Source organism: Sedimenticola selenatireducens (genome assembly GCF_007625115.1).
GTDB lineage: Bacteria > Pseudomonadota > Gammaproteobacteria > Chromatiales > Chromatiaceae > Sedimenticola > Sedimenticola selenatireducens_A.
The window spans coordinates 203,003-227,531 of sequence record NZ_VMNH01000013.1 but is presented as its reverse complement, the minus strand read 5'-3'; the positions used below and the strand labels follow the sequence as shown (position 1 = coordinate 227,531).

Here is a 24,529-nt window from a genome sequence, read left to right as displayed (position 1 = left end):
TGATCAATCAGCGCTTTTTTGAACTATAAATTCATGCAGGCTACCCACGGTTTCAAACAACTCGGCAGAGACCTCATCATCCTCAACTATAAATCCATAGTTGTCTTCAATCGCTGTGATTACGGATACAACGGCCATTGAATCAAATTCGGGGACACTACCCAGTAACGGGGTATCGGCATCAAAACGAGTCGCCCGTTCACCTAGCTGTAACACTTCGGCAATAATCTCAATCGTATCCGACAAATTGGACATCAAAATCTCCTAGTAAATATAATTTCCGCAAACACCTTAGCATCTAAGAAACAGATGTTGATGATAACTATCTAGCATTGCGAATAATGCTGCGGGAATTATATTACAATTTATTGGCACAGAAAGTGTTATTATTCATGAACTTCAACGCCTAATAGATCAATTAATTATTTACCTGGATATAATCAGTATAAATTGCATGGAAGTCTCAACCATCCCAGATCACACCCAGCCCCCAATTGACGACTGTCCCAAAATTCCACCGGGGCCAGTACTCACTGCGAATGCATTTTTTGGAAGTGATGACAAAACAGCCAATCTACTCGACGTCGGGCAGTCCCTTTATTTGACAAGTGGGCGGATGGCTATTGCTCTGGCCTTAGAATTGGGGAAAATAACGCGGGGTGATGAAGTGCTTGTGCCTGCCTATCATTGTAGTTCTATGGTTGCCCCGATACTCCATGCGGGTGCTTTACCCACTTATTACAAAATTCTACCTGATATGTCCATAGACCTGGATGATGTGGCTAAAAAGCTTACCCGCAACACTAAAGCACTACTCGCAACACATTATTTTGGATTTATGCAAGACCTGCCTAAGTTACGGGCTTTTTGTGATGAACATGGCCTTCTGTTGATTGAGGACTGCGCTCATGCTTTTTTTGGCGAAGTCAATAATTTACCTGTAGGTAGCTATGGAGACTATGCCATTGGTAGCCTGATGAAATTTTTCCCGGTCTTTGATGGAGGATGCCTGGTCTCAAATCGCCACGATCTATCAGGCGTTACCTTACATTCTGGTGGGAAGGGCTTCGAATTCCAGTCATTATTAAATAATCTTGAAAAATCTTTCCAATACGGAAGGCTCCCGGTACTTAAATGGCTACTGATACTCCCTTTGACTATGATGAGTGCCGTGTGGAGATCGGTCAAAAACAACCGTATAAAACGAGGGCAGTCCACAAAAAGTGCACCCGTTGCATCAGGGGGGGGGTTTGATTTTGACCATGAATGGATACACACTCGCAGCTCCCGTAGTACAAACCTATTGATTGAAACTCTGCCAAACTCTCCGCTTATCGAAAAGCGCAGGAACAATTATAACTATCTTGCAGATGCTCTACGCGAATGCAGCGCCTATCATCCCCTGAAAGAAACCCTTGGTACATCAACGGTACCCTATGTATTTCCCCTTTATGTGGAAAATCCAGACCCAGGATTTTACAAACTCCGATCGGCTGGTGTTCCATTAATGAGATGGGAATTTGTTTCTGATGGCGTTGATGAAAGCACTTGTCAAATCAGCTTTCTCTATAGCAGACACCTCATACAGATCCCGTGCCATCAAGCACTTGATAGGGAAGAAATTGATTGGATGATTGATACTATAAAACAAGTATTTGCTTGACAACGGCATAGTAGGACTATTGTTTTCAATCGTAGTATTTGTATTGGAAATCGATCCACAATACCAATAGAATCAATATATTAATAACACTCCTAGGAAAAGGAAAATAATATGGGATGGCGAGTACTACCCGCCAGCGCTTTCTGCGACTATCAGGAAGAGTGGGATCGTATAAATCAGGAAGGGACTAATAGCCCCGTTTTAAACTCTTCGTTCATATCATGCGCACTTGATGCATTTGGGGCCGATAACAGGAAATTGGCGCTCTTTGAAGCAGAGGGTCAGATCGCCACAATGGCGGTTCTTGAAAAGCGTAAATTTGGCGTTTGGGACACCTACCAGCCCTCCCAATCTCCACTAGGTTTTTGGATAAATCAAAGCAGTATTCCTCTCAATGAGCTATTAGGAGCATTGTGTAAAGCATTACCGGGGATAGCACTAAAAATCGGAATCACGCAGCAAGACCCTGATATTTACCCAAGACCAGATACCCTTGATAAGATTAGCACCCTTGACTATATAGATACCGCCAAAATTGAATTAACAGGCACATTTGAGGAATATTGGGCCGCAAGAGGAAAAAATCTTAGGCACAACTTGAAGCGTCAACGAAATAGATTAGATAAAGAACAGGTAACACTATCCCTTAATACCATCACAAATCATGAATTTATTCCTGATGCCATTCGCGTCTATGGTGCGATTGAAAGTGCTGGATGGAAATCGGAAACCGGAACAGCTATCCATACTGATAATGCACAAGGTAAGTTTTATATAAATTTACTCCAGGCTTTCAGTAAAAACGGTAAAAGCAGAATCTATCAGTACGCCTATAATGATGAGATTGTTGCTACTGATTTGTGTATTGAACAAGGGGGAACGTTCGTCATACTCAAAACAACGTATGATGAAAATATCAAGACATCTTCACCTGCCTTCCTAATGCGGCAGGATATCTTTTGTCAGCTGTTTGATGATAAGCAGGTTAAATCAATCGAATTTTATGGGAAGGTGATGGATTGGCATACGAAGTGGAGTGATCAAGCGCGGACTATTTATCATATTAATTACATGAACTTTGGTATTAATATGAACCGCAATTGGAGTACTCAATGATAAAAGTTGCAGTAATTATTCCTTACTATCAAAAACAGTTAGGGATACTAAAAAAGGCTATTGACTCGGTCATTTCCCAGAAAAACATAGCGAATATTTCTATTCATATAATCATAATTGACGATGGATCTCCAATATCAGCAATTGAAGAAATTAAATCGTTGCCGAGAGTAAATGGGATTAAAGTATCATGCTTTGACAAGGTAAATGGTGGTCCTGCAAGCGCAAGGAATTTTGGCTTAGATAAAGTTGAAGATACTACAGATTTCATAGCATTTCTTGACTCAGATGACACGTGGGAACCTGAGCATATTTATAACGCAGTAATGGCGCTTAATGAATCATACGATTTCTATTTTGCTGATTTTTTTCAGCTTGATCAAAATATCAGTGCATTTAAAAGAGCAAAAAAAATAAACCCAGAAGAGCATAGTCAAATATGTAATACTCCGTTTCTACATAAGTACAACGGAAATATGATAAACCAAATTATTACTGGCAATATCATAGGCACACCGACAGTTGTAATCAGAAAAACGGTCATTGACAAAATCCGATTCCGGGAAGAATTTACCAGTGCCGGAGAAGATTATCTTTTTTGGATTGAGGTTTGTAAGAAAACTCAAAAAATAGCATTTTCTTCAAAACCCGAGTGTCGATGTGGTCGTGGCGTTAATGTATATTCTGGTGCAAAGTGGGGTTCAACAGAGCTATTAATTCGATTGTATAATGAACTAAAATATCGAAAAACAACAATGACTGAACTGGTACTTGATAATGACCTACAAATTTTCCTGAATAGTAAAATAAAATTGTTACGAAAAGAAATTTCCAGGCTTATTATTCATAGAATATTGCACGGTAAAAATATACCACTCCAGTTAATTGGTAAAATATCTAAAATGGATCCCCGAGCTATTTTCCTATTACCGTTAAATTATTTTTAAATGGCATGTCATATATGAAAAACATTTTTCTTAGTATACTTGCTGCAACATTACCCACCATTCTTTATGCTGACACGAATCCCCAATTTATTGGTGAAGATTTCTCCGGCAGACCTTGTGTTGGATCAATTGGTTCATATGGACCCTTTGATTACACGAAGCGAGTAAATTATCCAAAAGAACTCTATTTAGTAGAGTCAGCTCATTTCACTACAAATGTTGAAACCTTAGTTAAGGGTAGTACCTCCTCCCTTCCCTATGGCGACTTAGCCTACACACTTAGAGCTTGGCCAAATCACCACAGAGCACTTAATTCTATTTCGCGGTATCACTTAAAATTTAAAAGGATAGGAAAAAGCATTCCAATTTCAGCCGAATGCTGGTTTCAAAGGGCAATTAACTACAGCCCAAATGACGCAACCACTTATATGTTATATGGCATGTATCTACACAATTCAAAGAAGCTAAAGCAAGCTGATGCCAATTACCAGACCGCGCTGAGGCTCGACCCTGATAACATTCAGTCACATTATAATTATGGCCTTTTACTAGTCGCACAAAAAAAGTTCTCAGAGGCTAAAAAGCATGCCGAAATCGCATATGCACAATCCTATCCTCTGCAGGGATTACGTAATAAATTAAAAGCAGCCGGCCAGTGGCCCAATAAATAGAATAGCTAAATGCCTACAACATTCCTTACACCCGGTCTATGTGGCTGGCATCATATTGATGCTCGCAATAGTGGAAATAGTGACACTTTATTGGCAATGCAGAGTGCACTAAACACCACTCTCACATTTAGTGAAGTAGTTAACCAACATAGCGCATGTGCTACCACAGGCGATATTTGCCAATTAGGAGACAAAGGCAACGTTGTAGTGATAGGAAAGCCTGTATTTGATGATGAAGCGTTAAATCTGAAGCTACAGAATGAAGGTCCCGCCAAAGCAATTTCAGCAGCCTATCTTAAAAATGACATTGAATTTCTGAAGAGTCTTTCAGGTGATTTTTTAGTTATCATAAATGACGTAGATAAAACTCGTTGTATCGGTGCAGTCGATCACCTTGGTCGTCACCCGCTATATTATGCGAAAATCAACGGTGGGGTTGTATTTTCATCGGCAGCGAGTTCATTGCACATACACCCCGATATTTCGTCATCACTCTGTAACCAGGGGATCTACAACTACGTTTATTTTCATATGGTACCTAGTCCCTCTTCTATCTACACAGGAATACATAAACTCCCTGCTGGTAGTTTCTTTGACACTGACGGGAAAGACATTAAGGTATCAAATTACTGGTCTCCTAAATTTGAGAGCAATAGCATTTCTGGTTTTGATAGTTTAACCAGGGATCTTAAGGGCTTACTAAAAAAATCAGTTGAAAAATATTCTGATCCACAACTACGGATTGGAGCCTTTCTAAGCGGGGGACTTGATAGCTCTACAGTCGTCGGAATGATGTCAGAAATTGCTGATAAACAGACCGATGCATTCTCTATTGGCTTCTCCGCCAAAGGCTATGATGAAATGGCTTTTGCCAGAATTACCGCAAACCATTTTGGCGTTAAGCTTCATGAATATTATGTCACACCTGAAGATGTTGTTGAGGCACTGCCAAAAGTAGCCACAAGCTATGACGAGCCTTTTGGTAATTCATCTGCGCTACCTGCGTATTTTTGCGCGAAATTCGCAAAAGAACATGGTATTGAACGCCTACTAGCAGGTGATGGTGGAGATGAACTGTTTGCAGGTAATGAGCGTTATGCTAAACAGGGAGTTTTTGAGGCCTATCACCATATTCCCGGATGGATTAGAGCAGGCGCTATCGAACCTCTTGCATCAGCACTTCCCAGTAAGCTGACACTTCTTGGAAAGATTAAAAGCTATATTACTCAGGCAAATATTCCACTACCAGACCGCCTTCAGACATATAATTTTCTTCATCGACATCAACCGGAAGAGATATTTTCAACCGATTTTCTCTCTGAGGTTGATCCAGCACTACCATTAGAGTATCAGAGAAATATCTATAATACGCCTAACGATGCAACAGCACTGAATCGAATGTTATATCTGGATTGGCAGTACACTCTGGCCGACAATGACTTGCGTAAAGTAAGTCATATGTGTGCTATGGCGGGAGTTGAAGTATCGTACCCAATGCTTGACGATGAACTTGTTCATTTCTCAACTAAAATACCGGACAAATGGAAATTAGATGGCCAGAAGCTTCGTCACTTTTATAAAGAATCACTAAAGGGATGGCTTCCAGATGAAACCATTAATAAGAAAAAGCAGGGGTTTGGTCTGCCATTTGGGGTATGGATGCGAACCCACAAACCACTCCAAGATATGGCTTACGATACATTATCGCAATTAAAAAAACGACACTATTTCAATCAGTCATTTCTAGATCAGGTTATAGATCTTCATCGCCATGGTCATGCATCGTACTATGGTGAGCTTGTTTGGATATTAACAGTTTTGGAGTTTTGGCTGGCCGCCCATGCAAATAATGATTAATCCAATTCGACACAATACCATTTACTTCACCAAGTAGTATTTAATAACAGTGCAAATTGTATACTAAAGCTCTTGTCTGTTATGTAGCAAAGTAATTTCTCATTAACCGCATGAGGAATCGTAATGGTGCATTATCCCAAGGCGTAAATCGCTTTAACTGATAGAGATCCGTCGTATTACTCGAAACACCCCATTGTGTTGATACCGCACATTCAAATCCCAATTTTCGAACAATGTCCACATCCTCCATTCTATAGTCCACCCCTGGCTTCCCATTTGGATACGCAAATGTTCGAACCGGATTTCCCGTTATTTCCTCAAGCTGAATTTTTCCATTATGTATTTCTTTAGTCGCACTATCAGGATTCAAGGTCAAAAGAATTGGGTGTGAAACAGTATGCCCACCGATCTCCATACCTGCATCACTCAGGGCTTTTACCTGCGATCTTGTCATCATAAGATCAGTAGGTAGTTGCTTAGGTGTCAATGAGGCAATCTGCAAAGTTTTTTGAAGTCTTTTCTCTTGAGGTAAATGCTTTAATTTCGAAATTAATGATTGAACACAATTCTGCCGATCTTCCATGGATTCTAGTCGAAACACCCCAAATCCATGATCAGTTAAATCCAGCTTTCCAGCTGTAATAGAGCGAATAGTCTCAATAATTGTATCATTCCACATACGCCCATCGTCCAAATAACCGGATGCAATAAAGAACGTTGCTGTTAGGCCATGCCTTTGTAAAATGGGTAATGCAACAGTTTCATTATCTGCATAGCCGTCATCAAAGGTAATACAGAGACTACGCGGGGGTAATTTATTTTCTCGGAGTAATTGAACTGCATCCGTTAATGGCAAAACAGTGAATATTTTTGAGACGAGTTCCATCTGCCAATTGAACTTATTCGAATCAACCTCACCGGGGCACATAGGGTCTTCTACTTCATGAACACGATGATAGATAAGAATCGATAGCTTATTACGCCCTAAATAGGATGCTGCTTGCCTAAAGAAAAATATAACAATGGATTTCCACATGGCAAATTAAACACCCAGCCTAGTTTGAGATAAAACTTCCTTTTCTTTTCCTCCCGACACCAGGGTCTTTTTAACAATTTCCTTTACAAGGACAATTATTGCAATGATGTGCCACGGAAGATCGAAGTAAGACAGACTTAAGAAAGCCCCCGCTGAACCGTATGAAATCATGCTCACTTGCAACATTCGAGCGAGGTTAACAGCCCAACTTAGTTGATGATGGTCCCTTGCATTTCTAATAATCCAGCTATTGCTTCGCCAAGCCGCAACTAAGATACCAAGCCAAAGCAGTAAACCTATCCAGCCATGATCAGCAAGCACACCGAAATAAATACTGTGTGCCGCATGAACAGCATCGGGATCTGGGGCGTATTGCGCAAAAGTTAAACTACTCCACGAATCAAATCCTGCCCCAGTAATTCTATCATTTGCAACATTTATGCTGTATTTCCAGGCATTAATCCTACCCATTGCAGAGGCGTCTTGTTCATATTCCTCAATTGTGCTCATTCGGTCATGCCATTGCTGAGGCATAAACATAAAACCAAATACGCCAATAATAATAATTGCCATGAACGCCAATACTTTCTGTTTTGACTTCATCACCATAAATAGGCCCATTGCCACAATACCAATAAGGGCACCACGTGATTGTGAACCAAATATAGATAAAGCCACTATTGGCATAGAAAACAGTAATCCTCGCTTAATCCAAATATTTTTTGCTTGCAAGTACAGATAATAAATAAGTGGGAGAATCATCAGCAGCGCAAGTGCCAGACTATTATTCTCTTGGATAAAACTTCCCGCAGGGCCCCATACACGCGCTTCGCCACCAGCAAGAAGGGTAAATATCCCTCCTTTAACGCCATAAAATCCAATGGACAGTACAATCACCCAGACTAATAGATCAATTTTTCGCCTTGATGTCATAAGCATGACAGTAAAAATCGTAACCAGTTGTATCTTGAGTACTTTAATTAACTGATCTGTAGCATACTCTGGGAAGATTGAAAAAAGCGTTGTTATACACATCCAGAATAGAAAAATACCCCAAAGAACTGTAAGACCGGTTCTCGGAATTCTTAAACGTTCTCTTGAAAAAACAATTGAGAAACAAAGAACAATTGCCACGATGTAGGCAAACGGAAAGCCCTTTGCAAAACCCCACGCCAGCTTATGGGGATTCATGTAGCTAATCCACGACCAAACAAGCACTCCAATATACGGTTGCTTTAAAATTAACGGCAATGAACCAAAAACAATAAGTACTAAAAGTAGGTCACGCATATCGATCTATTACCGTTATCCTGTTCGTTTTAGTATTATATAAAGGGCTATTAATGTCGGGATAATTTATGCTCATTGAGTTTGCACTTAAGTAATTCAACAATAGCATCAACTCGATTCGACCAATCCTGCTTGGCTGCGTATTCATAACCTGCATTAATCTTACTGTACTTCCCTTCAAGTATATTTCTAACTGAGCTCACCCACTCTTCATTGGTGTATGCCACATCAACCAGCTCTTCAAGCCCCTCCACAGAAGAGAGTTCGCAGCTTACAACAGGCACTCGAGTGGCCAAATATTCGTTGAGTTTAAGAGGGTAAGAATATTTGGCCCATAGCTTCGGTGAAGTGTCGTAACACATGAGCAGACAATCCATTGCCTTGGCATAGGCCGGTAACTCTGTATGAGGTTTTGACCCTAAAAAATATACATTCTTTTGTTGTTTTAGTTTATCAAACACACTTTTCTTCTGACCCAGAAATCCTACATTACCAATTAAAATAATACTTGCGTGTTCATATTCATTCGAAAGTAAATAGAGAAGATCTAAATCAACTTTTATGTTGATACTTCCAATATAACAAATTCTTGGTTTGGCTAAACTAGATATTTCGGTGGCCTGGGTATTAATGTTCCCTGTCGAAAACGCATCGAAGTCTACCCCGTTATTAATAGTATGGATATCTTCTCTGTTATACTCCACCTTTAGATTTTGTGTTAGACTCAGCGATGGAGTGATGACTATATCAGCTTGATTAATTAACAACGCCTCCTCCACCACACTTTGTTCACTCATTACTCCCTGCTTTGAGAAATCATCATAGGGGTGGTAGACAAGTATATCGTGGTCTATTGTGTCAATATACTCGGCAAACATCGGGTGAAAAATATAGAGCACTCGTGTTTTATTTGATTGCATAACCAAGTTTTTAGAGTGCAACTTCAATACAAATTTATTGAGGACAGGTATCTTCCCTATACGTATAAGCAGTGAAGATGGGAAATCGACCGTTACATTATTATCATCCTTAAAATAGCTCTTTATATTACCAAACAATTGTGACGCACCACTTAACTCCCAGGAAAAAGGGATGCCTTGGCTATATATAACTTTTGAGTATCGTCCAATTCGACTAAACAGTTGTTGCCGATTCATCCATTGACCGGACCAGCTATTCGGAGCCATAACGACAAACTCACAGCCATCCAAAACATATGATCGATTACTTTCATTATCCGTCATGGACATTATTTTTTACTCTGATCATCAGCACGGAAACTAATATTAAAGATTATTAGTGATATTTAACCATGCATACTATAAAGAAAGTGCCCTATAAATTTCATCATATGCTTTACTGCACAGTCTACTGTCAAAATTATTAAGTACTTTGAAACGTAATTCATTTCCAAATCGTATACGTTTCTCATCATCAGTAAGTAACTCAATGGTTTTGGTTGCCAAAGCTACAGGATCTTCAGTAGGAACAAGATAACCATTGACCGCATCATCTATCACTTCCGAAACGCCCCCAACATCTGATCCAACAATCGGCAGACGGGCCATTCCTGCCTCAAGGCAAACCGCCGGTAGTCCCTCTGATCTGGAAGGTAGCAAAAGCAATAGTGCTTTAGACATCAGAATTCTTACCGTGCTATTCTCCTGCCCTCCAAGAAGAATAATTCGCTCTTTTGCATTTGAGGTGTTAATTAATGACTGGTATTCAGAGTAAGCGTCACCATCCCCGACTATCAACAAATAGATCTCTGGATCATGTGCATACACTTCATTCCAGGAATTAATGGCAATATCAATGCCCTTAACTGGATGAAGGCGACCTACTATTAAACAATAACGATCTGGTAACTCTAGAGGAAAATCGACAATAACGTTATTTTGATCGACGCTTTGGACTTCTTCTGTATCGATACCATTATGAATGGCAGTAATATCAGATATCTCTGGAAATACATCGCCTGCCGATTTTTTCAGTGCCACTGAAACTGCCACGACCGCATCGGCGCCTCTTATGACAAACCTCACTAACTTACGATGTTGCCACGGTATTTTATTAAAATATACTGTTTCACTTCCGTGTAAAGTGACGATGTACTTTATTCCTTTTATAAAGCATAGAATTCTAAAGATATAATTGTAAGAATGGTAAGTTGTATGAATGACCTGTATTTCTCTACTTTCCAGTAATTTATATAGTTGATAAATTACACTAGGAAAAAACCTCAACCAAACAAGTAATGTACGTATCGGAGTCTGCCGGCTGATAGGCATTGGAATCATTAATTTGTATACATTAATATCATTTACTTTATGACAGTGCATGGTTTTTTCAGCACAATCATCTGGGGCAAAAACGGATATATCATGCTTATCCTTCATCTTATCAATCAACCATGAGGCATAACTGAGATGACCATTCGCCATTCTTGGATAACCAGGCAGAACATAGAGGATGCGTAGCCGCTCCAAATTATCTTGATGCTGTTTGCTATCCCCTACCATTTTTTTCATTTAGTGATAGTCTCCTTCTTCACACTAAAAAAAAGTTCCAATATACGTTTTTCTGCACTATTCGGTTTACCCACCAACACCCAAAACAGGAAATGTAACGCTATATAAGTGACAGCACCTAGCAGAATCTTGAGCGTGAGTTGAGTAACCAAGTCACGGAAGGAATCTGTAAATATCAGGATATGGTCAATTGCCGAAACCATATAGATCATCACTATAAGCGATATAACGGTACGCCACAGGCTACTGATAGCAAAGAATAGAGGAAGATTGAGCATCTTGGCTAGCACACTCAAGCTTATAATTAATGAGAATATTGTTGTTGCTAATATGGCCCAGGCCGCTCCTTCTGCTCCGTCGAGATGAGTCCACCATACAAGCAGGATAACGCGTGTAATAGTACTGACCCCAGCAATCATGGTTACTGTTTTTACTCTAGCCAAGGCATACATTACAGAGCCAGCACTGGCGCCCATAACACGAAATGCACCACTGATAGCCAATATTTCCAATAGCGGAATGGCGAGGAGCCATTTATCACCAAGGATAACTTTAACCATTGGATCGGCAACAAGCGCGATTCCAATACCGAGCGGTGCAGCAAGCATCACAACGAGTGAAAATGTCGCGAGATAAGTCCTCCTTAGTTCATCCAGATCAGATGCTATTTTTGAGAAGCCTGGAAAAAGTGCCCGTTGTATAGGATATATGAGTTCTGTTGTGGGTAAACTCGCGACCTCATTTGCCACACCGTACAGACCAACCCATTTAGCACCTACAGCACTCCCTATAATCAAGTTATCTGAACGATTAGACACATAATTTAGAATATTAATAATCACCAGCCATTTGGAGAAATGGAAAATGGACTTCCATTCCGATAAGTCAAAACTAGGCCGGTATGTCACCATGCGGTAACTCAACAAAAGCCCAATCACATGGCCAGTCAATATACCCGCTACAAGTGCCCAGTAATTTCTCCAGTAGTAAGCAAATATTAGCGTAATAAAAAAAGATGCCAGCTTTTGAATAACCTGAAATATGAGTTCCTTGTGGAGTAAGAGCTCTTTCCTGAATTCCACAATACCAATATTTGCAAAGCCCTGAACAAGCGCCCCGAGTGCCAACCAGTTGAGCACAGCAACCAGCCTGACATCATCAAATAATGATGCCAAATATTCAGAGCCCAGAAATACCAATAGAAACAGAACAGCTCCTCGCAACACCTGTAAAGTCCACGCGGTGTCATATACGCTTTTTGAGGCATCCTGCCGAGTGATTAGCACTGTATCGAGACCAAACTCTCCCATAACCTCAATAATGCCGACACAGGTTGTTGCAACAACAACTAGGCCAAAATCTTCCGGGACCAGTAATCGAGCCAGTATAAGGGTACTTATAAATCCAAGGCTGCGCACAATCAGCCGGGAAATTACGCTCCATCCTGCTCCTTTTGCCATCCGTCGATTTATACTTTCTGCAGGTGCATTCATTGAGATGTGTTCATTGCTGTAGTTGATGGAGTGTTTTGCATTCGAGTTTTATTAGTTATAGCTTAACGAGTGTTACACTAAGGGGTATGAATATCCATGACTGATTAAGTGAGCTTTAGATTACTTTTGACATATCGAAATTTTCCTGATTTTTCTGCGACTATCTTGTCAACTTTTTTAATACTTACTTCAACTTTCTCTCCGAGCCGCGCTTGAAAGCCCTCTACAATCTTTTGAGTATCTGTTTCTTTATACTCATCTGACACGACAAGTTTAATTGTAATTTGATCAAGGCTCTCTTGAACAATCTGAAATTCTTGTATTGTTGGTATGTCACGCAGGATATAAATCAACGCCAGCCCATGCATTACTGTGCCATTCTGGGCCACAATAAAATCAGTCGTTCTACCTTGAATCTCTTTGAGTAATGGCAGCCCCCTACCACACTCACAGATTGCATCATCCAACACAGCGACGTCACCAGTTCGATAGCGGATAAAGGGAAACTCGCCCGTTGCGAGATGCGTAATGACCACTTCGCCTGGCACACCGTGTGGGACTACATCCCCATTGCTATCGATAAGCTCTACAATGATATCTTCCGCTGTGATGTGCATACTACCTGAGGGACATTGATGGGCTATAAAGCCCGCATCTCTGCCGCCATACCCATTGGCGGTGGGGCATCCAAATATTGATTCAATGTCATTTTTCTGTTCGTCGTATAGTCGCTCAGAGGTGACAAAGGCGACTTTTATGCCGAGATCATCCATAGCAATGCCTTGCTTCCTGGCATGTCGTGCAATCAATGAGAGTGACGATGGATAGCCAAACAGCATCGTTGGCCTCGTCTGGCGAATTCTTTCAACAAATCTACTCAGATTATCATCAGACATCTCAAAGGCAGGGATCAGCTCCGTTCTGAGTAGTTTGTCCCTTAACTCACGCACTCTGTCCTGAGCACCTAGCTCAACGGGGGATCCCCATACCACAATCTCTGGATCACCGATATCGACACCCCACCAACGTGTCGCACGCCACTTGGCGGCAACATCATGGGTGACACGCTCTTTTCCTATATAAAAGATCAGCGGCTCACCTGTCGAACCACCGGTATTGAATCGCTGGAGTTGGGGATGGGTATCAGATTTCAGTTCATCGGTATGTTGCTTGATCAAAGGCTTTGTCAGGAACGGCAGGCGCTGTAAATCTTCAAGCGTTGAAATATCAGTTGGCTTTAGCTGACGCTCATCCATGACGTTGCGATAATAGGGTACATGCTGATAAACATGAGTCATCAATTTTTTTAGACGAGCCAATTGAAAGTTATTAATCTGCTCCCTATCCCACCATTGGCTCTGCTCCATCTCTTTTCTGATCGCAACGGTATCGTGTCCTTTCAATTGCTCATGAAGGGGGAATAGAAATTTGCTGACCAGTTTTGTATATAGAGACATAATTATATGTGTGGCTGTTAGTTCATTATTGAATGGTTGCACAAAGATTATTCGGCTTATTTCCTAAAGCCTCTGAATATATAGCCATCCACAGAGGTTGAACTGATTTCCAGCGGTAGCGAAAGACATCCTCAACCCCATTCTCAGATAGTCGTTGATAAAGCGTATCCTGCTGCAAAAGCATAAGCGCCGCATCCGCAATACCTTGCCAGTCCCCGACCGGCCGAAGTAAAGCGGTCTGATCATTCTCCACCATATAGGGAATACCGCCCGCATCGGTAGACACAATGGGTACACCTGCTGACATGGCCTCCAAAAGCGCATTGGGCATATTATCGACACGACTTGTATTCAACATAACATCGGCTGACTTATAGAGCGACGCCATTTTTTCAGGATCCAACCTACCGGTAAAGGCAACCTGCGGCTCAAGACAGAGATCCTTCACCCGCTGTTCAAGAGCGGACCGTTCTGGACCTTCACCTGCAATGGTTAGTCGTGCTTGAGGATAAGATGCAACAATCGATGAAAAAGCCCGGATGGCGGTCTCCACATCATAAATTGCCTCAAGATTTCGACAAACAATAAAATGGGGTGAAGATTTATTCAGTGTTCGTTTTTCGTCACTGCTAAACCGATCCAGGTCAATAATGTTTGGAACCACCTCTGATGCGACATCGAAGCTTGCAAATACCTGCGCCAGAAACCCAGAGGGGACAACCACTTTGGCGACACGTCGCAAACTTGGCCTTACCCAGGAATTGGACTTTGTAAGAAACGCATTGGCTTCACCTCCTCGATAATTCACTACTACAGGGACTTTTTTGAGGTGCGCCATCCAGATTACAGGCGCAGCAAAGAGGTGCCAGGACCAACCTGAATTGGCCATGAGGTGCACAAGCTGAACCTTCTGGAGTGTCATCCAGATATTCAGCAAATACGGAATAAGTCGAAACAGTGCACGAACTCCCTTTATCCTACCCATCCATTTCGGCCGATAAGGAGCATTGGTACGAACCAATACCACTTCCACACCCTCACCTTCAAGTAACTTTGCAAGTTGCAGTGTTTGATTGGCCATTCCACCAAAGGGCGGTGGCAAAGGGCCAACAAGTGCGATGCTTTGTGGTTTAACCAAATCCATATCTTTTGCTATCCACTGATATTGTTGATATGGAATGGAGGCATATTATTCTCCGGCCAATAAAGCGCTGTAAACGTTTTTATAGTTCGCCACGCTCACAACCCAGTTCCGCTCTTTCTCTACATACTCAAGTCCGTTCCGACGTAATTCGCTCGAATCGTCAGTTTTTTTAATCATATCAAGCGCTGCGTTAGCTAAAGAGGTTTTATCGCCTGCCCTGAACAAGCGTCCATTCTCTCCATCACGAATCAGTTCTTTATGACCACCCACATCCGAAGCGAGTACCAGTTTTTCCTGCGCCATTGCCTCGAGTGGTTTTAATGGGGTAACCAGATCAGTCAGACGCATATGCAGTCTGGGATAAACAAAAATATCGACCAGATTGTAATACCGGGTTACATCTGCATGGGGTACGCGTCCAGTAAAAATAATTTTGTCCTGGAGTCCAAGTTCATTACTCAGTTGCTTTAACTTTGCATCATCCGGGCCACCGCCAACCAATAATAATCGTGTATCCGGTGCTTTTTTGAGAATGTCAGGCAATGCACTTACCAACAGCAGCAAGCCTTCATAGGCATAGAATGAGCCGATAAAACCCAGCACCTTTTTATCCGTAAGTTTTAATTCATCCGAAAGCTGACGATCATCCGCATCTTGACGCTGTGAAAAGTGCACCAGATCAACTGCGTTAGGTATCACGGTGATTTTATCTGGGCGAATGCCCCTCGCCTGAATATCACCTTTAAGGCCACTACAAATCGTAGTTACAGCATCAGCGTTTTTAAAGGCATAGGTCTCTAGTGCCCGGGTAATGCGATAGCGTAATCCCCACTCTTTACTGGTGCCGTGATCTACTGCAGCATCTTCCCAGAAAGCACGACACTCATACACCACCGGAAGATTATGCTTTCTGCCTGCACGAATGGCCGCTATTCCATTAAGACTGGGTGAATGAGCATGCAGGACATCCGGTTTTTCGATGGAAATCACCTGATCCAATCTTTTGGTTAAAGAGTTGATCACATCCATCTGGTTCATCAGGGGTAAGCGTGTTAAAGCGGATTCAGAAGGTCGTGTTCGATAAAAAAGTAAACCATCTACCTCCTCCGTATCTTGATACTCTGCAGTGTGCTTACTGCTCGTGATATGGGCCGTTTCCCATCCCAGCTTGCGTTGTTGCTCTAAGATGGCCCGTGTGCGAAAAGTATAGCCACTGTGCAGCGGTATAGAGTGATCAAGTATGTGGAGTATTTTCATCTCTTAAGTCTCAGGCTGACATTTTCTTAAGAAATGAATGGAACATGAGGAGTGTCCAGATACTGGCACTATAATCCCTAACACCCGATTGATGATGGTTGACTAAGGTTTCAAGATAACGTTGATTAAACAGTCCAGAATCGAGCATCTCTCGGCTCAACAGATTGTTGCGTACTTTTTCTTTAAGGGGGCCTCTGAACCAGCTGGCCAAAGGCACAGCAAAGCCCATTTTTTTTCTATAGAGAATTTCATGGGGCAACATGGGTTCAAGGGCCTTTTTGAATAGATACTTACCTTCGGTACCGCGCAGTTTCATATCAGGTGATAAACCTGACATCCAGTCAACCAAGTGGTGATCCAATATCGGGACGCGCACTTCTAAAGCATGCGCCATACTGGCTCTATCAACCTTGGTTAAGATATCTCCAACGAGATAAGTCTTGAGGTCGAGATACTGAACCAATGAAAGCGGGTGGTCTGTAGGCGATTGTTTAGCATGTCGCTTGAACACTTCAATGGCATGGTAGCCTTGAAGGTCTTTTTTCAGTGAATCGCTGAACAGTTGGCTACGCATCTGATTCGAGAGTATCGAAACACTGTGCATGTAGCCCTGTAGTGTGTCTCTTGCCATCGACTCAAAAGTGGATTTTGCCCGGAAGACACGGGGTGCCCAATCCGCTTTGGGATAGGCCTTTCCTAACAATCCAAAAAGTGGTTGCCGAAGAGATGCGGGTAGTAAGTTACGCATCCGCTCTTCATAGGTATGCCAGCGGTAGCGGCGATACCCTGCCATATTTTCATCACCACCATCGCCGGACAATACAACGGTGACCTCCTTCTTGGCCAACTCACAGACACGGAATGTGGGCAATGCTGAGCTGTCAGCATAGGGCTCATCATAAAGATCAGCCAAGTGGTCGATCAGATCAAAATCGTCCGGGTCAACCTGTTCAACACGATGGGCAGTTTTAAATTTTTTTGCAACAAGGGCTGCGTACTGGGACTCATTGAATTTGGGATCACCAAAGGATATGGAACAGGTATTGACAGGCTGATCAGAAAGCCCTGCCATTAGTCCAACAATCGCACTCGAGTCCACCCCTCCAGACAGAAATGCACCAAGAGGTACTTCCGCCATCATGCGGATTTTTACGGCCTCTTCGAGGCGTGCTATCAGTTCATCACCAGCACTCGACTCAGAGAGAAGTCCATGTGATTTGAACGCGACATCCCAGTACTGTTTTGGTTCGGGTAACCCCGCCCCTCTTTTCAAGGTTAAACTAAAACCGGGTGAGAGCTTATATACCTGTTTAAAAATAGTCCGTGGCTCAGGTATGTAACCAAAGGTGAAGTACTCTTCAACAGCGGCTGGATCAATCGTGGTTGGCAGTGTGTCATGAACCCGTAACGACTTCAGTTCAGAACCAAAGATAAATCGGCCATCGGGTAATAGTGCGTAGAAGAGTGGCTTAATACCAAGACGATCACGGGCCAGAAAGAGTGTTCCTCTGTTTCTGTCCCATACGGCGAAGGCAAACATACCGCGAAATCTTTCAACACAGGATTCGCCCCACTCTTCCCAGGCATGCACGATAACTTCTGTATCTGAGTGCGTCCGAAACTGGTGACCAAGGGCCTTCAGCTCATCAGATAATTGAGGGAAGTTATAGATCTCACCGTTATAAGTTACTACTACGGTGTGATCTTCATTAAAGAGTGGTTGCTGACCGCTGGCGAGATCAATGATCGACAAACGGCGATGTCCAAATCCCAGTCCCGGCTCAGTGTGAAGACCTCCCTCATCCGGGCCGCGATGAAACTGGGTCTCATTCATTCTTGAGAGTAGATCTCTATCGATCTCCCTCACACCGGTCGTGTCAAAAATTCCAACAATTCCGCACATATTTTATTGTTCTTTACGATTAGCTAATGGGGTACTCGCGAAAAGATCCAACTCTTTTCCCAGTGCAGGAATCAACAAGTCAAAGAATTTTTGATCAGGCAACTGTAATTGTGTCATATCAGGATTATGTGGAATAACCATCACCACACGCGCACTATCCTGTCGGCCAAATGTGAGTCGATAGTATGCCTCAAGTAATTTACCCTGATAGCGGCTTGATGTGTGATAGTCGCCTATGCGATACCAGCTGAGCACCTGATACGAATGGTCTTTTCCCTTTATAAGATACTGATCAACAGGAAGAGTGCTGCCCGAATGCTCAATGTTGATTTTTTTGTGTTCAGATATGCGCCAGGCAGGGTCCTCGTCTATACCCATTAGCGCGTTCTTGCTGTTGATCAGTTCTTTGCCTTCTTCCTGTTTACCATAAACACCAACAGATAGATCAACTGCATTGTCGCCTAAACGGTAACTGATCAATGTGGAGTGCGTTGTACCCAGAAAACGGGGTTGCCAGTCGCTGACTGGATCATTGTCTCCACGCCACTCGCCCAGGGCGCTTGGTAATGTGACAGTAGCTGTGGAGTAATCAACAGAGCGATGGGTCATGGCATAGCCGAGGAGTGGCCACACGCTTACGGCAGATAATATGGCAACTGATGCCAGCAGATTCGAACGACTACTAAACGGCTTTTGATTAGAAATGTGTCCCTCTCCTTCCGTCCCATCTACGAAACTTTTAGAATCGTCACGCCATCTTGCACCAATGGCAAATAGAATCAGCATGACCAAACCGAAAAAGAGCCAGCCGTAAATCAGATGATCAACACCTGTGGCAATTTTCATATCACTCATATGACCAAGCATGACGATCATGTAGGCCCTAAGGGTATTGGCAATAATTGGCACAATAGCCGATACAATAATGAAAATTACCCGCTTAGAGACAGCGCTGTAAGTAAGGTAAGCATAGAGCGCTCCCAAGGTGACGGAAGCAATTAAATAGCGAACACCACTGCAGGCTTCCACCACCGACCAGTTACCGGAAGGTAATGAAAAATACAATCCCTCCCTGAATACGGGAACACCCGTCATTTTGATCAGAAATACCGTCGCGGTCGCGGTTACTTCCATTAAATGAGGTACCAGATCCTCACCCATCGGTACTGCAAAAAAAAGATACGCTAATGGAAATGAGATAAGCCAAGTAATCCTGTTTCCAAGTACCACCCAAATACTAAAGATAATTAAGCTAACGAGTGCTAATTGCTGGATTACCAGGGCACTTACCAGATAGCCCAATAACCAGAGAAATCCTGCACCTGACAGGAGTACTAATACACGGTATTCAGGGACCGGATGGAGCGTGCTGAGTACTTTGCGTTTTTCCCAGATCAACCAGAGTGTAATGGGGAGAATAATAAATCCATGCGCAAAGGTTTCTGAACGATACCAGATAGAAACCATTGACCAGACGGTTTCATAAAATATTGCCAGCAAACCCACGAGCATTAGAATCAGTACGGGAATGGCGCTAGACCATATCCCAGATGGCGCTGTATTTGTCTGAGTCAGCTCACTTGTTGATTTATCTGTCATAATTCCCTTTATCTGCCTCAAGCCAATGGCCCACTATAGGTAGGTTCGCCTCCCAGTTGAAGTCAGATTGTACTCTGCTTCTGGCAATAGATCCCATTCTCGGATAATCCCCAGAAACCACTTTAGGAATTATGTTAATCATTTCCTGCGCGTTTTCTGCGATTATCACTTCTGTCCCAATTACTGCATTTATCCCTTCATAACCTTGAGGAGTAACAACAACGGTCTTTTCCATTGCCATCGCCTCAAGCACCTTATTCTGAATACCCCGCGCAACTCGCATCGGCGCAACGGCTACTTTTGCAAATTGTAAGTAAGGACGAATATCCTCTACCCGACCGGTTACCTCGATACGCGGTAAATCGGCTAACTTCCTCACGTTTTCAGACGGATTACTTCCGACAATATAGAAGTACAAATCAGGGTTGTGCCGCGCTATTTCAGGCAACACTTCCTGTGCAAACCAGATGACCGCATCGATATTTGGCCAATAATCCATCGCCCCGGTAAAAACTACAATATCTCTATCCTCTGGATACGGGTTTACAAAATCAGATGAGGGAGAGAAATAGTCTGTATCAACACCATTATTATAATAGGTAATTTCCTCATCACTTGTCGCTATCAATGAACGAAACAGATCGGCTTCAGCCGATGATACAAACAGACTCGCATCAAAACTTGTAGATATGAATTTTTCATAAGAAAGCAGTTTTTTGGCTTCACGTCGATAAATCCAATTCATCGGCCAGGTTTTCTTTTCTGCGTATTGGCGCCACTTATCTGAATCAATATCAACAAAGTCAATTACGCGTTTTGTAATAGTTGAATTATTCTCTTCAACGTATTGTGCCATTGCTGACGAATAAACAATCACACGTTCAATATGTTTCTGAGTAACTATTTGGTTAACCCACTCCGCCATTTTTCGATTGAAGTAATAAGGCAGGGTGAGTGCCTCACCATTTACCAGGGCAGTCAGGCTGCGTATTTTTGCTCGTGACGGGTTTAAGGCCAAGAAGAGACTTTCACTGCACATCTCATTAACAACGGAGACATATTTCCAATCATTAGGATCGTCAATAAAAGCCCCTAAATACACTTCGTAATGCTCGCATAGATATCGTAAAAGATGGTACGAGCGAATCTTGTCACCTTTATTGGGTGGATAGGGAATCCGATGACAGAGATAGAGTAGTGGTGGCTTCATAACAGAGCAGTCAGCCCAAACTTCTGGCAAGAACAGGACCCACTGCATTAGCAACCGAGAGTGGAAGCTTTTTCCAGGCCTTTATAAAAAGATCATACTTAGGATTATTAGGATTAATCTCAGGTATTGCAGCAGATTTCACAAGATAGTATTCGTAATGCAGTGGTTCGGGTGTAAAACCCCAGTTTTTCTTAAAACTGTATGATCCAGCCCCAACCTTGCTTCGACCATAATCGAAAATGCGAATACCCCGCTCCCCACACTGACGCATGAGTTCCCAATACATGAAGTCATTCCCCTTTAGATTGCGGGCTAGAGGAATACTTCCCCCATAATAGGGCAATACCTCATCCTTATAATAGAAGCTCATAACCCCGGCTATATCCTGCCCTTCGTGAGTAATCATTAAGACATCACAGGCACTCCCAAATACTTCCTGTAGTATTCGAAAATACTTTGCAGGCATGACCGGGGTTCCCAGATTCCGAACACTTTCGGAGTAAACACGGAAAAATCGATCGGTATCAGAACAAAACTCACTGCATAGACCCGCGTTAATCCCCTTCCGGACCATCGCGCGCTGTTTCCTCGGTATCGCCTTTAGATTCTCCTCAGCATCACCTGAGATCTCTTTACGGAACGTCACATAAAGATCTTTGACTGGCCACCCAGAATCCGATGGCGCCCTGTTTTTTAGTTCCAGTGCATCAACACCTAGACCCTCCGCAATTTCTGTTGCTTTATCCCGCAATGCTGAGGCCGCTTCACTATTGACAGCGAGGATTCCACCGTAGACACAGAAAGGCACTGAAATAAGCGTATTACCGAACAGTAGACTTTTGATGTGCCCTAGGGGAAGTACGCCGGTTATCTCTCCCTCTTGTTCCGTATAGAGATAGTAGGTGCGGTAATTGAATGCACGCTCGAGCACCACTTTCCACCCGGAAAGGTGGAAAAAAGTCCCTTCGTCTGCCTGGTTGACAAAAGAATCCCAGCGAGAGAAATCACCCGATGTCAGTTCTGTGACGGTGATGGGCTTTGATTTAAAAGCTAGCTCACTGGAATTGATTTGGTTGCCCGTTTCACTCACTTTAAATTCCTTCTCTACAAATACCAGGCGAACAAGGTCGACCTAATTCAGTTAAACACTCTTAGTATCGGCACGCTCATCTAACAATTTAGAAATTAAAAAAGGTAATTCCTTAATAATTCCCATTGTACAGGGGAGTGCATATCGATTACCTAGAATATTGATTGATATAACCTATTTTTAAAAAAAGGTTATTACTTAATTGAGAGCCTGTTTTTCCAGTGTCGATCAGATTATGCAGATAAAAACAACTCATCCATCCTGCCCCATCTGAAGTCGCTACAAAGACGTGCGAGACGCTTTTCAGTATGATTCAAGTTGAGATAGTGCCTAAATGTGGTTTTAAGGCTGATATTGCACTGCCTGGGTTGATCCGGATCGATCTCCCAGGGATGAAAATAGAATATCCCTGGTTGCTGATCCGTACGATTTACCCGATTGAGTAAAGCTCTGGAAAAAAAATAGGGGAAAAAACGAAAATAACCCCCGCCACCGGCTGGGAATTTTTTATTGAGTAAAAAAGATGTAGTAATTGGTATTTCAAGAAAATCAGAATCGGCAATGGGCCGATAGGCAAAACGCGGAGCATCAGGTATACCATAGTGGTCATGGCTGATGGGATAGATACTTGAACTGTAGCGATAGCCTGCCTTTTCCAGCACTTCATGTGCCCACAAGCTCTCTTTTCCAATAGAGTAACTGGGTGCTCTATAGCCGATAACTTCCTGTCCGCTCAGATCTTCCAGCAGCTTTTTTGTATCGATTATCTCTTCAGCAAACTCAGATTGAGTTTGGCTACTCACCCGCCGATGCCAGTAACTGTGGCAAGCTATTTCGTGACCATCTTGTGCAATTGTTTTTATTAATGCCGGATATCGCTCGGCGACCCAGCCTAAGGTAAAGAATGTGGCTTTAATGTTATGCTGACGGTAGAGATCCAGAATCCGATCGATATTACGCTCGATCCTGCACTCCAATCCTTCCCATTGGTTTTTTTTGATGTGGTTTTCAAAAGCAGAAACGTGAAAGTAATCTTCCACATCAACCGTCATTGCATTAATGATCTGCTGCTGATCAGGTGACTTGCCACCATTTAACATCAGATCGCCCCGCTAGTGTTCTCTGCTGCCCAGCTTGCAATAACTTCAACGATCCTTTCCGCCGCCTTTCCATCCCAATATTCTGGAACCCTTCCCGACTTCCCACCGGTTTGAAGGATATTATCGACACATGCATGAATCGCTTGCGGGTCAATTCCCACCACAGTATTGGTGCCCTCATCAGCCGTAATGGGACGTTCGGTATTTTCACGAAGCGTCACACAGGGAACACCCAATGCCGTTGTCTCCTCCTGAATACCACCAGAATCGGTCAACACCAGCTTTGCCTGCTTCATTAACCCGAGTAACTCAAGATAGCCCTGTGGAGGCAATTGAATAATCCTGTTTGATTCAATTAATGATTCAAATCCGTTTTCCTTGATGCGCTGTGCTGTCCGGGGATGTATCGGAAAGATAAGCGGCATTTGTGTACTGATCTTGCCGAGCGTCTGTAACAAGCTTTTAAGATTTCCAGGATTATCCACATTCGAGGGACGATGCATTGTTACCAAGGCATAGCCTTTCTGGAAACTGGCTTGCTGAGTAGTACACGCCAAGTCCGCTATCATCTCTGCGGGATTAACAGCCCGATCAAGATTATAGAGGAGTGTATCAATCATCACATTGCCGACAAAATGGACACGCGATGTATCAATACCTTCTCGGGCAAGATTGCCTTCAGCACTGCGCTCTGTGGTAAACAGAAGATCAGAAATCTGATCGGTTAATACACGATTTACCTCTTCAGGCATGCCACGATCGTAACTCCGCAGACCGGCCTCTACATGAATGACAGGAATACCCTTTTTCACTGCAACCAATGCACAAGCGATGGTGGAGTTAACATCACCAAGTACCAGAACAGCCGTGGGTTTCAAATCATCAAGCACCGGTTCAAAACGCAACATAATCTCGGCTGTTTGCACGGTATGACTTCCAGAGCCTACGCCGAGATCAATATCAGGCTCAGGTATGTGCAACTGATCAAAAAAGGCTGTTTTCATCGCCGCGTCGTAATGTTGCCCGGTATGTAACAAGGTGGCCTCAATACGATGGCTTGCGTTTTGAATAGCACGCATGATTGGCGCAATTTTCATAAAGTTGGGGCGAGCGCCCACAACACAAAGGACTTTAATAGGTTGCTTTGACATACTTACCGCGAAAT

At 42.8% G+C, this 24,529-nt stretch carries 20 protein-coding genes; 5 read left to right on the top strand and 15 right to left on the bottom strand.

Features of this window, described 5'->3' with window-relative positions; genetic code table 11:
• Positions 1-3: 3 nt before the first annotated feature.
• Positions 4-255: an acyl carrier protein gene (locus tag FHP88_RS12015; RefSeq protein WP_144359308.1), complete on the bottom strand. Its 252-nt coding sequence runs from the start codon at positions 253-255 to the stop codon at positions 4-6.
• A gap of 199 nt (positions 256-454) precedes the next feature.
• Here FHP88_RS12015 and FHP88_RS12010 point away from each other — a divergent pair, with 199 nt between their 5' ends.
• The 5 genes from FHP88_RS12010 to FHP88_RS11990 all read left to right on the top strand — a co-directional run bounded on the left by FHP88_RS12010 (position 455) and on the right by FHP88_RS11990 (position 6,254).
• Positions 455-1,663 carry an aminotransferase class I/II-fold pyridoxal phosphate-dependent enzyme gene (locus tag FHP88_RS12010; RefSeq protein ID WP_144359307.1) on the top strand — a complete coding sequence of 403 codons (1,209 nt, stop codon included), beginning with the start codon at positions 455-457 and terminating at the stop codon, positions 1,661-1,663.
• Between the two features lie 111 nt (positions 1,664-1,774).
• The gene (locus FHP88_RS12005; protein WP_144359306.1) at positions 1,775-2,779 is read left to right on the top strand and encodes a GNAT family N-acetyltransferase; all 1,005 of its coding nucleotides are present in this window, start codon (positions 1,775-1,777) and stop codon (positions 2,777-2,779) included.
• The gene (locus FHP88_RS12000; RefSeq protein ID WP_144359305.1) at positions 2,776-3,726 is read left to right on the top strand and encodes a glycosyltransferase family 2 protein; all 951 of its coding nucleotides are present in this window, start codon (positions 2,776-2,778) and stop codon (positions 3,724-3,726) included. The genes FHP88_RS12005 and FHP88_RS12000 overlap by 4 nt, the downstream gene beginning before the upstream one ends.
• A 14-nt stretch (positions 3,727-3,740) precedes the next feature.
• Entirely contained in the window at positions 3,741-4,397 is a 657-nt protein-coding gene (locus FHP88_RS11995) for a tetratricopeptide repeat protein (RefSeq protein ID WP_186297699.1), read from the top strand.
• A gap of 9 nt (positions 4,398-4,406) precedes the next feature.
• Entirely contained in the window at positions 4,407-6,254 is a 1,848-nt protein-coding gene (locus FHP88_RS11990) for an asparagine synthetase B family protein (RefSeq protein ID WP_186297698.1), read from the top strand.
• Between the two features lie 79 nt (positions 6,255-6,333).
• Here FHP88_RS11990 and FHP88_RS11985 read toward each other — a convergent pair whose 3' ends face one another.
• The 14 genes from FHP88_RS11985 to wecB all read right to left on the bottom strand — a co-directional run bounded on the left by FHP88_RS11985 (position 6,334) and on the right by wecB (position 24,515).
• Positions 6,334-7,290 (bottom strand): polysaccharide deacetylase family protein, encoded by a 957-nt coding sequence (locus tag FHP88_RS11985; protein ID WP_144359303.1) that lies wholly within the window; start codon positions 7,288-7,290, stop codon positions 6,334-6,336.
• Positions 7,291-7,296: 6 nt separating this feature from the next.
• The gene (locus FHP88_RS11980; RefSeq protein WP_144359302.1) at positions 7,297-8,580 is read right to left on the bottom strand and encodes a putative O-glycosylation ligase, exosortase A system-associated; all 1,284 of its coding nucleotides are present in this window, start codon (positions 8,578-8,580) and stop codon (positions 7,297-7,299) included.
• 50 nt (positions 8,581-8,630) lie between these two features.
• Positions 8,631-9,830, bottom strand: coding sequence for a glycosyltransferase family 1 protein (locus tag FHP88_RS11975; RefSeq protein ID WP_144359301.1), 1,200 nt, complete (start codon positions 9,828-9,830; stop codon positions 8,631-8,633).
• Between the two features lie 69 nt (positions 9,831-9,899).
• Positions 9,900-11,111, bottom strand: coding sequence for a glycosyltransferase family 4 protein (locus FHP88_RS11970; RefSeq protein WP_144359300.1), 1,212 nt, complete (start codon positions 11,109-11,111; stop codon positions 9,900-9,902).
• Entirely contained in the window at positions 11,108-12,604 is a 1,497-nt protein-coding gene (locus FHP88_RS11965) for a lipopolysaccharide biosynthesis protein (protein ID WP_144359299.1), read from the bottom strand. Before FHP88_RS11965 ends, FHP88_RS11970 begins: the two co-directional genes overlap by 4 nt.
• Positions 12,605-12,708: 104 nt before the next feature.
• Positions 12,709-14,061, bottom strand: coding sequence for a phenylacetate--CoA ligase family protein (locus FHP88_RS11960; protein WP_335341568.1), 1,353 nt, complete (start codon positions 14,059-14,061; stop codon positions 12,709-12,711).
• Positions 14,062-14,086: 25 nt separating this feature from the next.
• Positions 14,087-15,205 carry a glycosyltransferase family 4 protein gene (locus tag FHP88_RS11955; RefSeq protein WP_144359298.1) on the bottom strand — a complete coding sequence of 373 codons (1,119 nt, stop codon included), beginning with the start codon at positions 15,203-15,205 and terminating at the stop codon, positions 14,087-14,089.
• 45 nt (positions 15,206-15,250) lie between these two features.
• The gene (locus FHP88_RS11950) at positions 15,251-16,462 is read right to left on the bottom strand and encodes a TIGR04063 family PEP-CTERM/XrtA system glycosyltransferase (RefSeq protein WP_144359297.1); all 1,212 of its coding nucleotides are present in this window, start codon (positions 16,460-16,462) and stop codon (positions 15,251-15,253) included.
• Between the two features lie 10 nt (positions 16,463-16,472).
• Complete coding sequence (locus FHP88_RS11945) at positions 16,473-18,365, bottom strand: XrtA/PEP-CTERM system amidotransferase (RefSeq protein ID WP_144359296.1); 1,893 nt, start codon at positions 18,363-18,365, stop codon at positions 16,473-16,475.
• Between the two features lie 3 nt (positions 18,366-18,368).
• The gene (gene xrtA / locus FHP88_RS11940) at positions 18,369-19,964 is read right to left on the bottom strand and encodes an exosortase A (RefSeq protein WP_144359295.1); all 1,596 of its coding nucleotides are present in this window, start codon (positions 19,962-19,964) and stop codon (positions 18,369-18,371) included.
• On the bottom strand, positions 19,954-21,222 hold the full coding sequence (locus FHP88_RS11935) for a TIGR03087 family PEP-CTERM/XrtA system glycosyltransferase (RefSeq protein ID WP_260843274.1): 1,269 nt from the start codon (positions 21,220-21,222) through the stop codon (positions 19,954-19,956). Before FHP88_RS11935 ends, xrtA begins: the two co-directional genes overlap by 11 nt.
• Positions 21,185-22,264, bottom strand: a complete 1,080-nt coding sequence (locus FHP88_RS11930) for a FemAB family XrtA/PEP-CTERM system-associated protein (RefSeq protein ID WP_260843273.1) — start codon at positions 22,262-22,264, stop codon at positions 21,185-21,187. Before FHP88_RS11930 ends, FHP88_RS11935 begins: the two co-directional genes overlap by 38 nt.
• Positions 22,265-22,497: 233 nt before the next feature.
• Positions 22,498-23,364: an XrtA system polysaccharide deacetylase gene (locus FHP88_RS11925; RefSeq protein ID WP_260843272.1), complete on the bottom strand. Its 867-nt coding sequence runs from the start codon at positions 23,362-23,364 to the stop codon at positions 22,498-22,500.
• On the bottom strand, positions 23,364-24,515 hold the full coding sequence (gene wecB / locus FHP88_RS11920; RefSeq protein WP_144359294.1) for a non-hydrolyzing UDP-N-acetylglucosamine 2-epimerase: 1,152 nt from the start codon (positions 24,513-24,515) through the stop codon (positions 23,364-23,366). Before wecB ends, FHP88_RS11925 begins: the two co-directional genes overlap by 1 nt.
• Between the last annotated feature and the right edge of the window lie 14 nt (positions 24,516-24,529).

Excerpts from the sequence above, each read along its gene's own strand:
- FHP88_RS11965 (WP_144359299.1), bottom strand. The coding sequence starts at position 12,604 with ATGAATGCACCTGCAGAAAGTATAAATCGACGGATGGCAAAAGGAGCA.
- FHP88_RS12010 (WP_144359307.1), top strand. The coding sequence starts at position 455 with ATGGAAGTCTCAACCATCCCAGATCACACCCAGCCCCCAATTGACGAC.
- FHP88_RS11995 (WP_186297699.1), top strand. The coding sequence starts at position 3,741 with ATGAAAAACATTTTTCTTAGTATACTTGCTGCAACATTACCCACCATT.
- FHP88_RS11960 (WP_335341568.1), bottom strand. The coding sequence starts at position 14,061 with ATGTCTCTATATACAAAACTGGTCAGCAAATTTCTATTCCCCCTTCAT.
- FHP88_RS12015 (WP_144359308.1), bottom strand. The coding sequence starts at position 255 with ATGTCCAATTTGTCGGATACGATTGAGATTATTGCCGAAGTGTTACAG.
- FHP88_RS11970 (WP_144359300.1), bottom strand. The coding sequence starts at position 11,111 with ATGAAAAAAATGGTAGGGGATAGCAAACAGCATCAAGATAATTTGGAG.
- wecB (WP_144359294.1), bottom strand. The coding sequence starts at position 24,515 with ATGTCAAAGCAACCTATTAAAGTCCTTTGTGTTGTGGGCGCTCGCCCC.
- FHP88_RS11955 (WP_144359298.1), bottom strand. The coding sequence starts at position 15,205 with ATGGATTTGGTTAAACCACAAAGCATCGCACTTGTTGGCCCTTTGCCA.
- FHP88_RS11935 (WP_260843274.1), bottom strand. The coding sequence starts at position 21,222 with ATGCAGTGGGTCCTGTTCTTGCCAGAAGTTTGGGCTGACTGCTCTGTT.
- FHP88_RS11945 (WP_144359296.1), bottom strand. The coding sequence starts at position 18,365 with ATGTGCGGAATTGTTGGAATTTTTGACACGACCGGTGTGAGGGAGATC.
- FHP88_RS11990 (WP_186297698.1), top strand. The coding sequence starts at position 4,407 with ATGCCTACAACATTCCTTACACCCGGTCTATGTGGCTGGCATCATATT.
- FHP88_RS11950 (WP_144359297.1), bottom strand. The coding sequence starts at position 16,462 with ATGAAAATACTCCACATACTTGATCACTCTATACCGCTGCACAGTGGC.
- FHP88_RS11975 (WP_144359301.1), bottom strand. The coding sequence starts at position 9,830 with ATGTCCATGACGGATAATGAAAGTAATCGATCATATGTTTTGGATGGC.
- FHP88_RS11925 (WP_260843272.1), bottom strand. The coding sequence starts at position 23,364 with ATGTTAAATGGTGGCAAGTCACCTGATCAGCAGCAGATCATTAATGCA.
- FHP88_RS12000 (WP_144359305.1), top strand. The coding sequence starts at position 2,776 with ATGATAAAAGTTGCAGTAATTATTCCTTACTATCAAAAACAGTTAGGG.
- FHP88_RS12005 (WP_144359306.1), top strand. The coding sequence starts at position 1,775 with ATGGGATGGCGAGTACTACCCGCCAGCGCTTTCTGCGACTATCAGGAA.
- FHP88_RS11980 (WP_144359302.1), bottom strand. The coding sequence starts at position 8,580 with ATGCGTGACCTACTTTTAGTACTTATTGTTTTTGGTTCATTGCCGTTA.
- FHP88_RS11985 (WP_144359303.1), bottom strand. The coding sequence starts at position 7,290 with ATGTGGAAATCCATTGTTATATTTTTCTTTAGGCAAGCAGCATCCTAT.
- xrtA (WP_144359295.1), bottom strand. The coding sequence starts at position 19,964 with ATGACAGATAAATCAACAAGTGAGCTGACTCAGACAAATACAGCGCCA.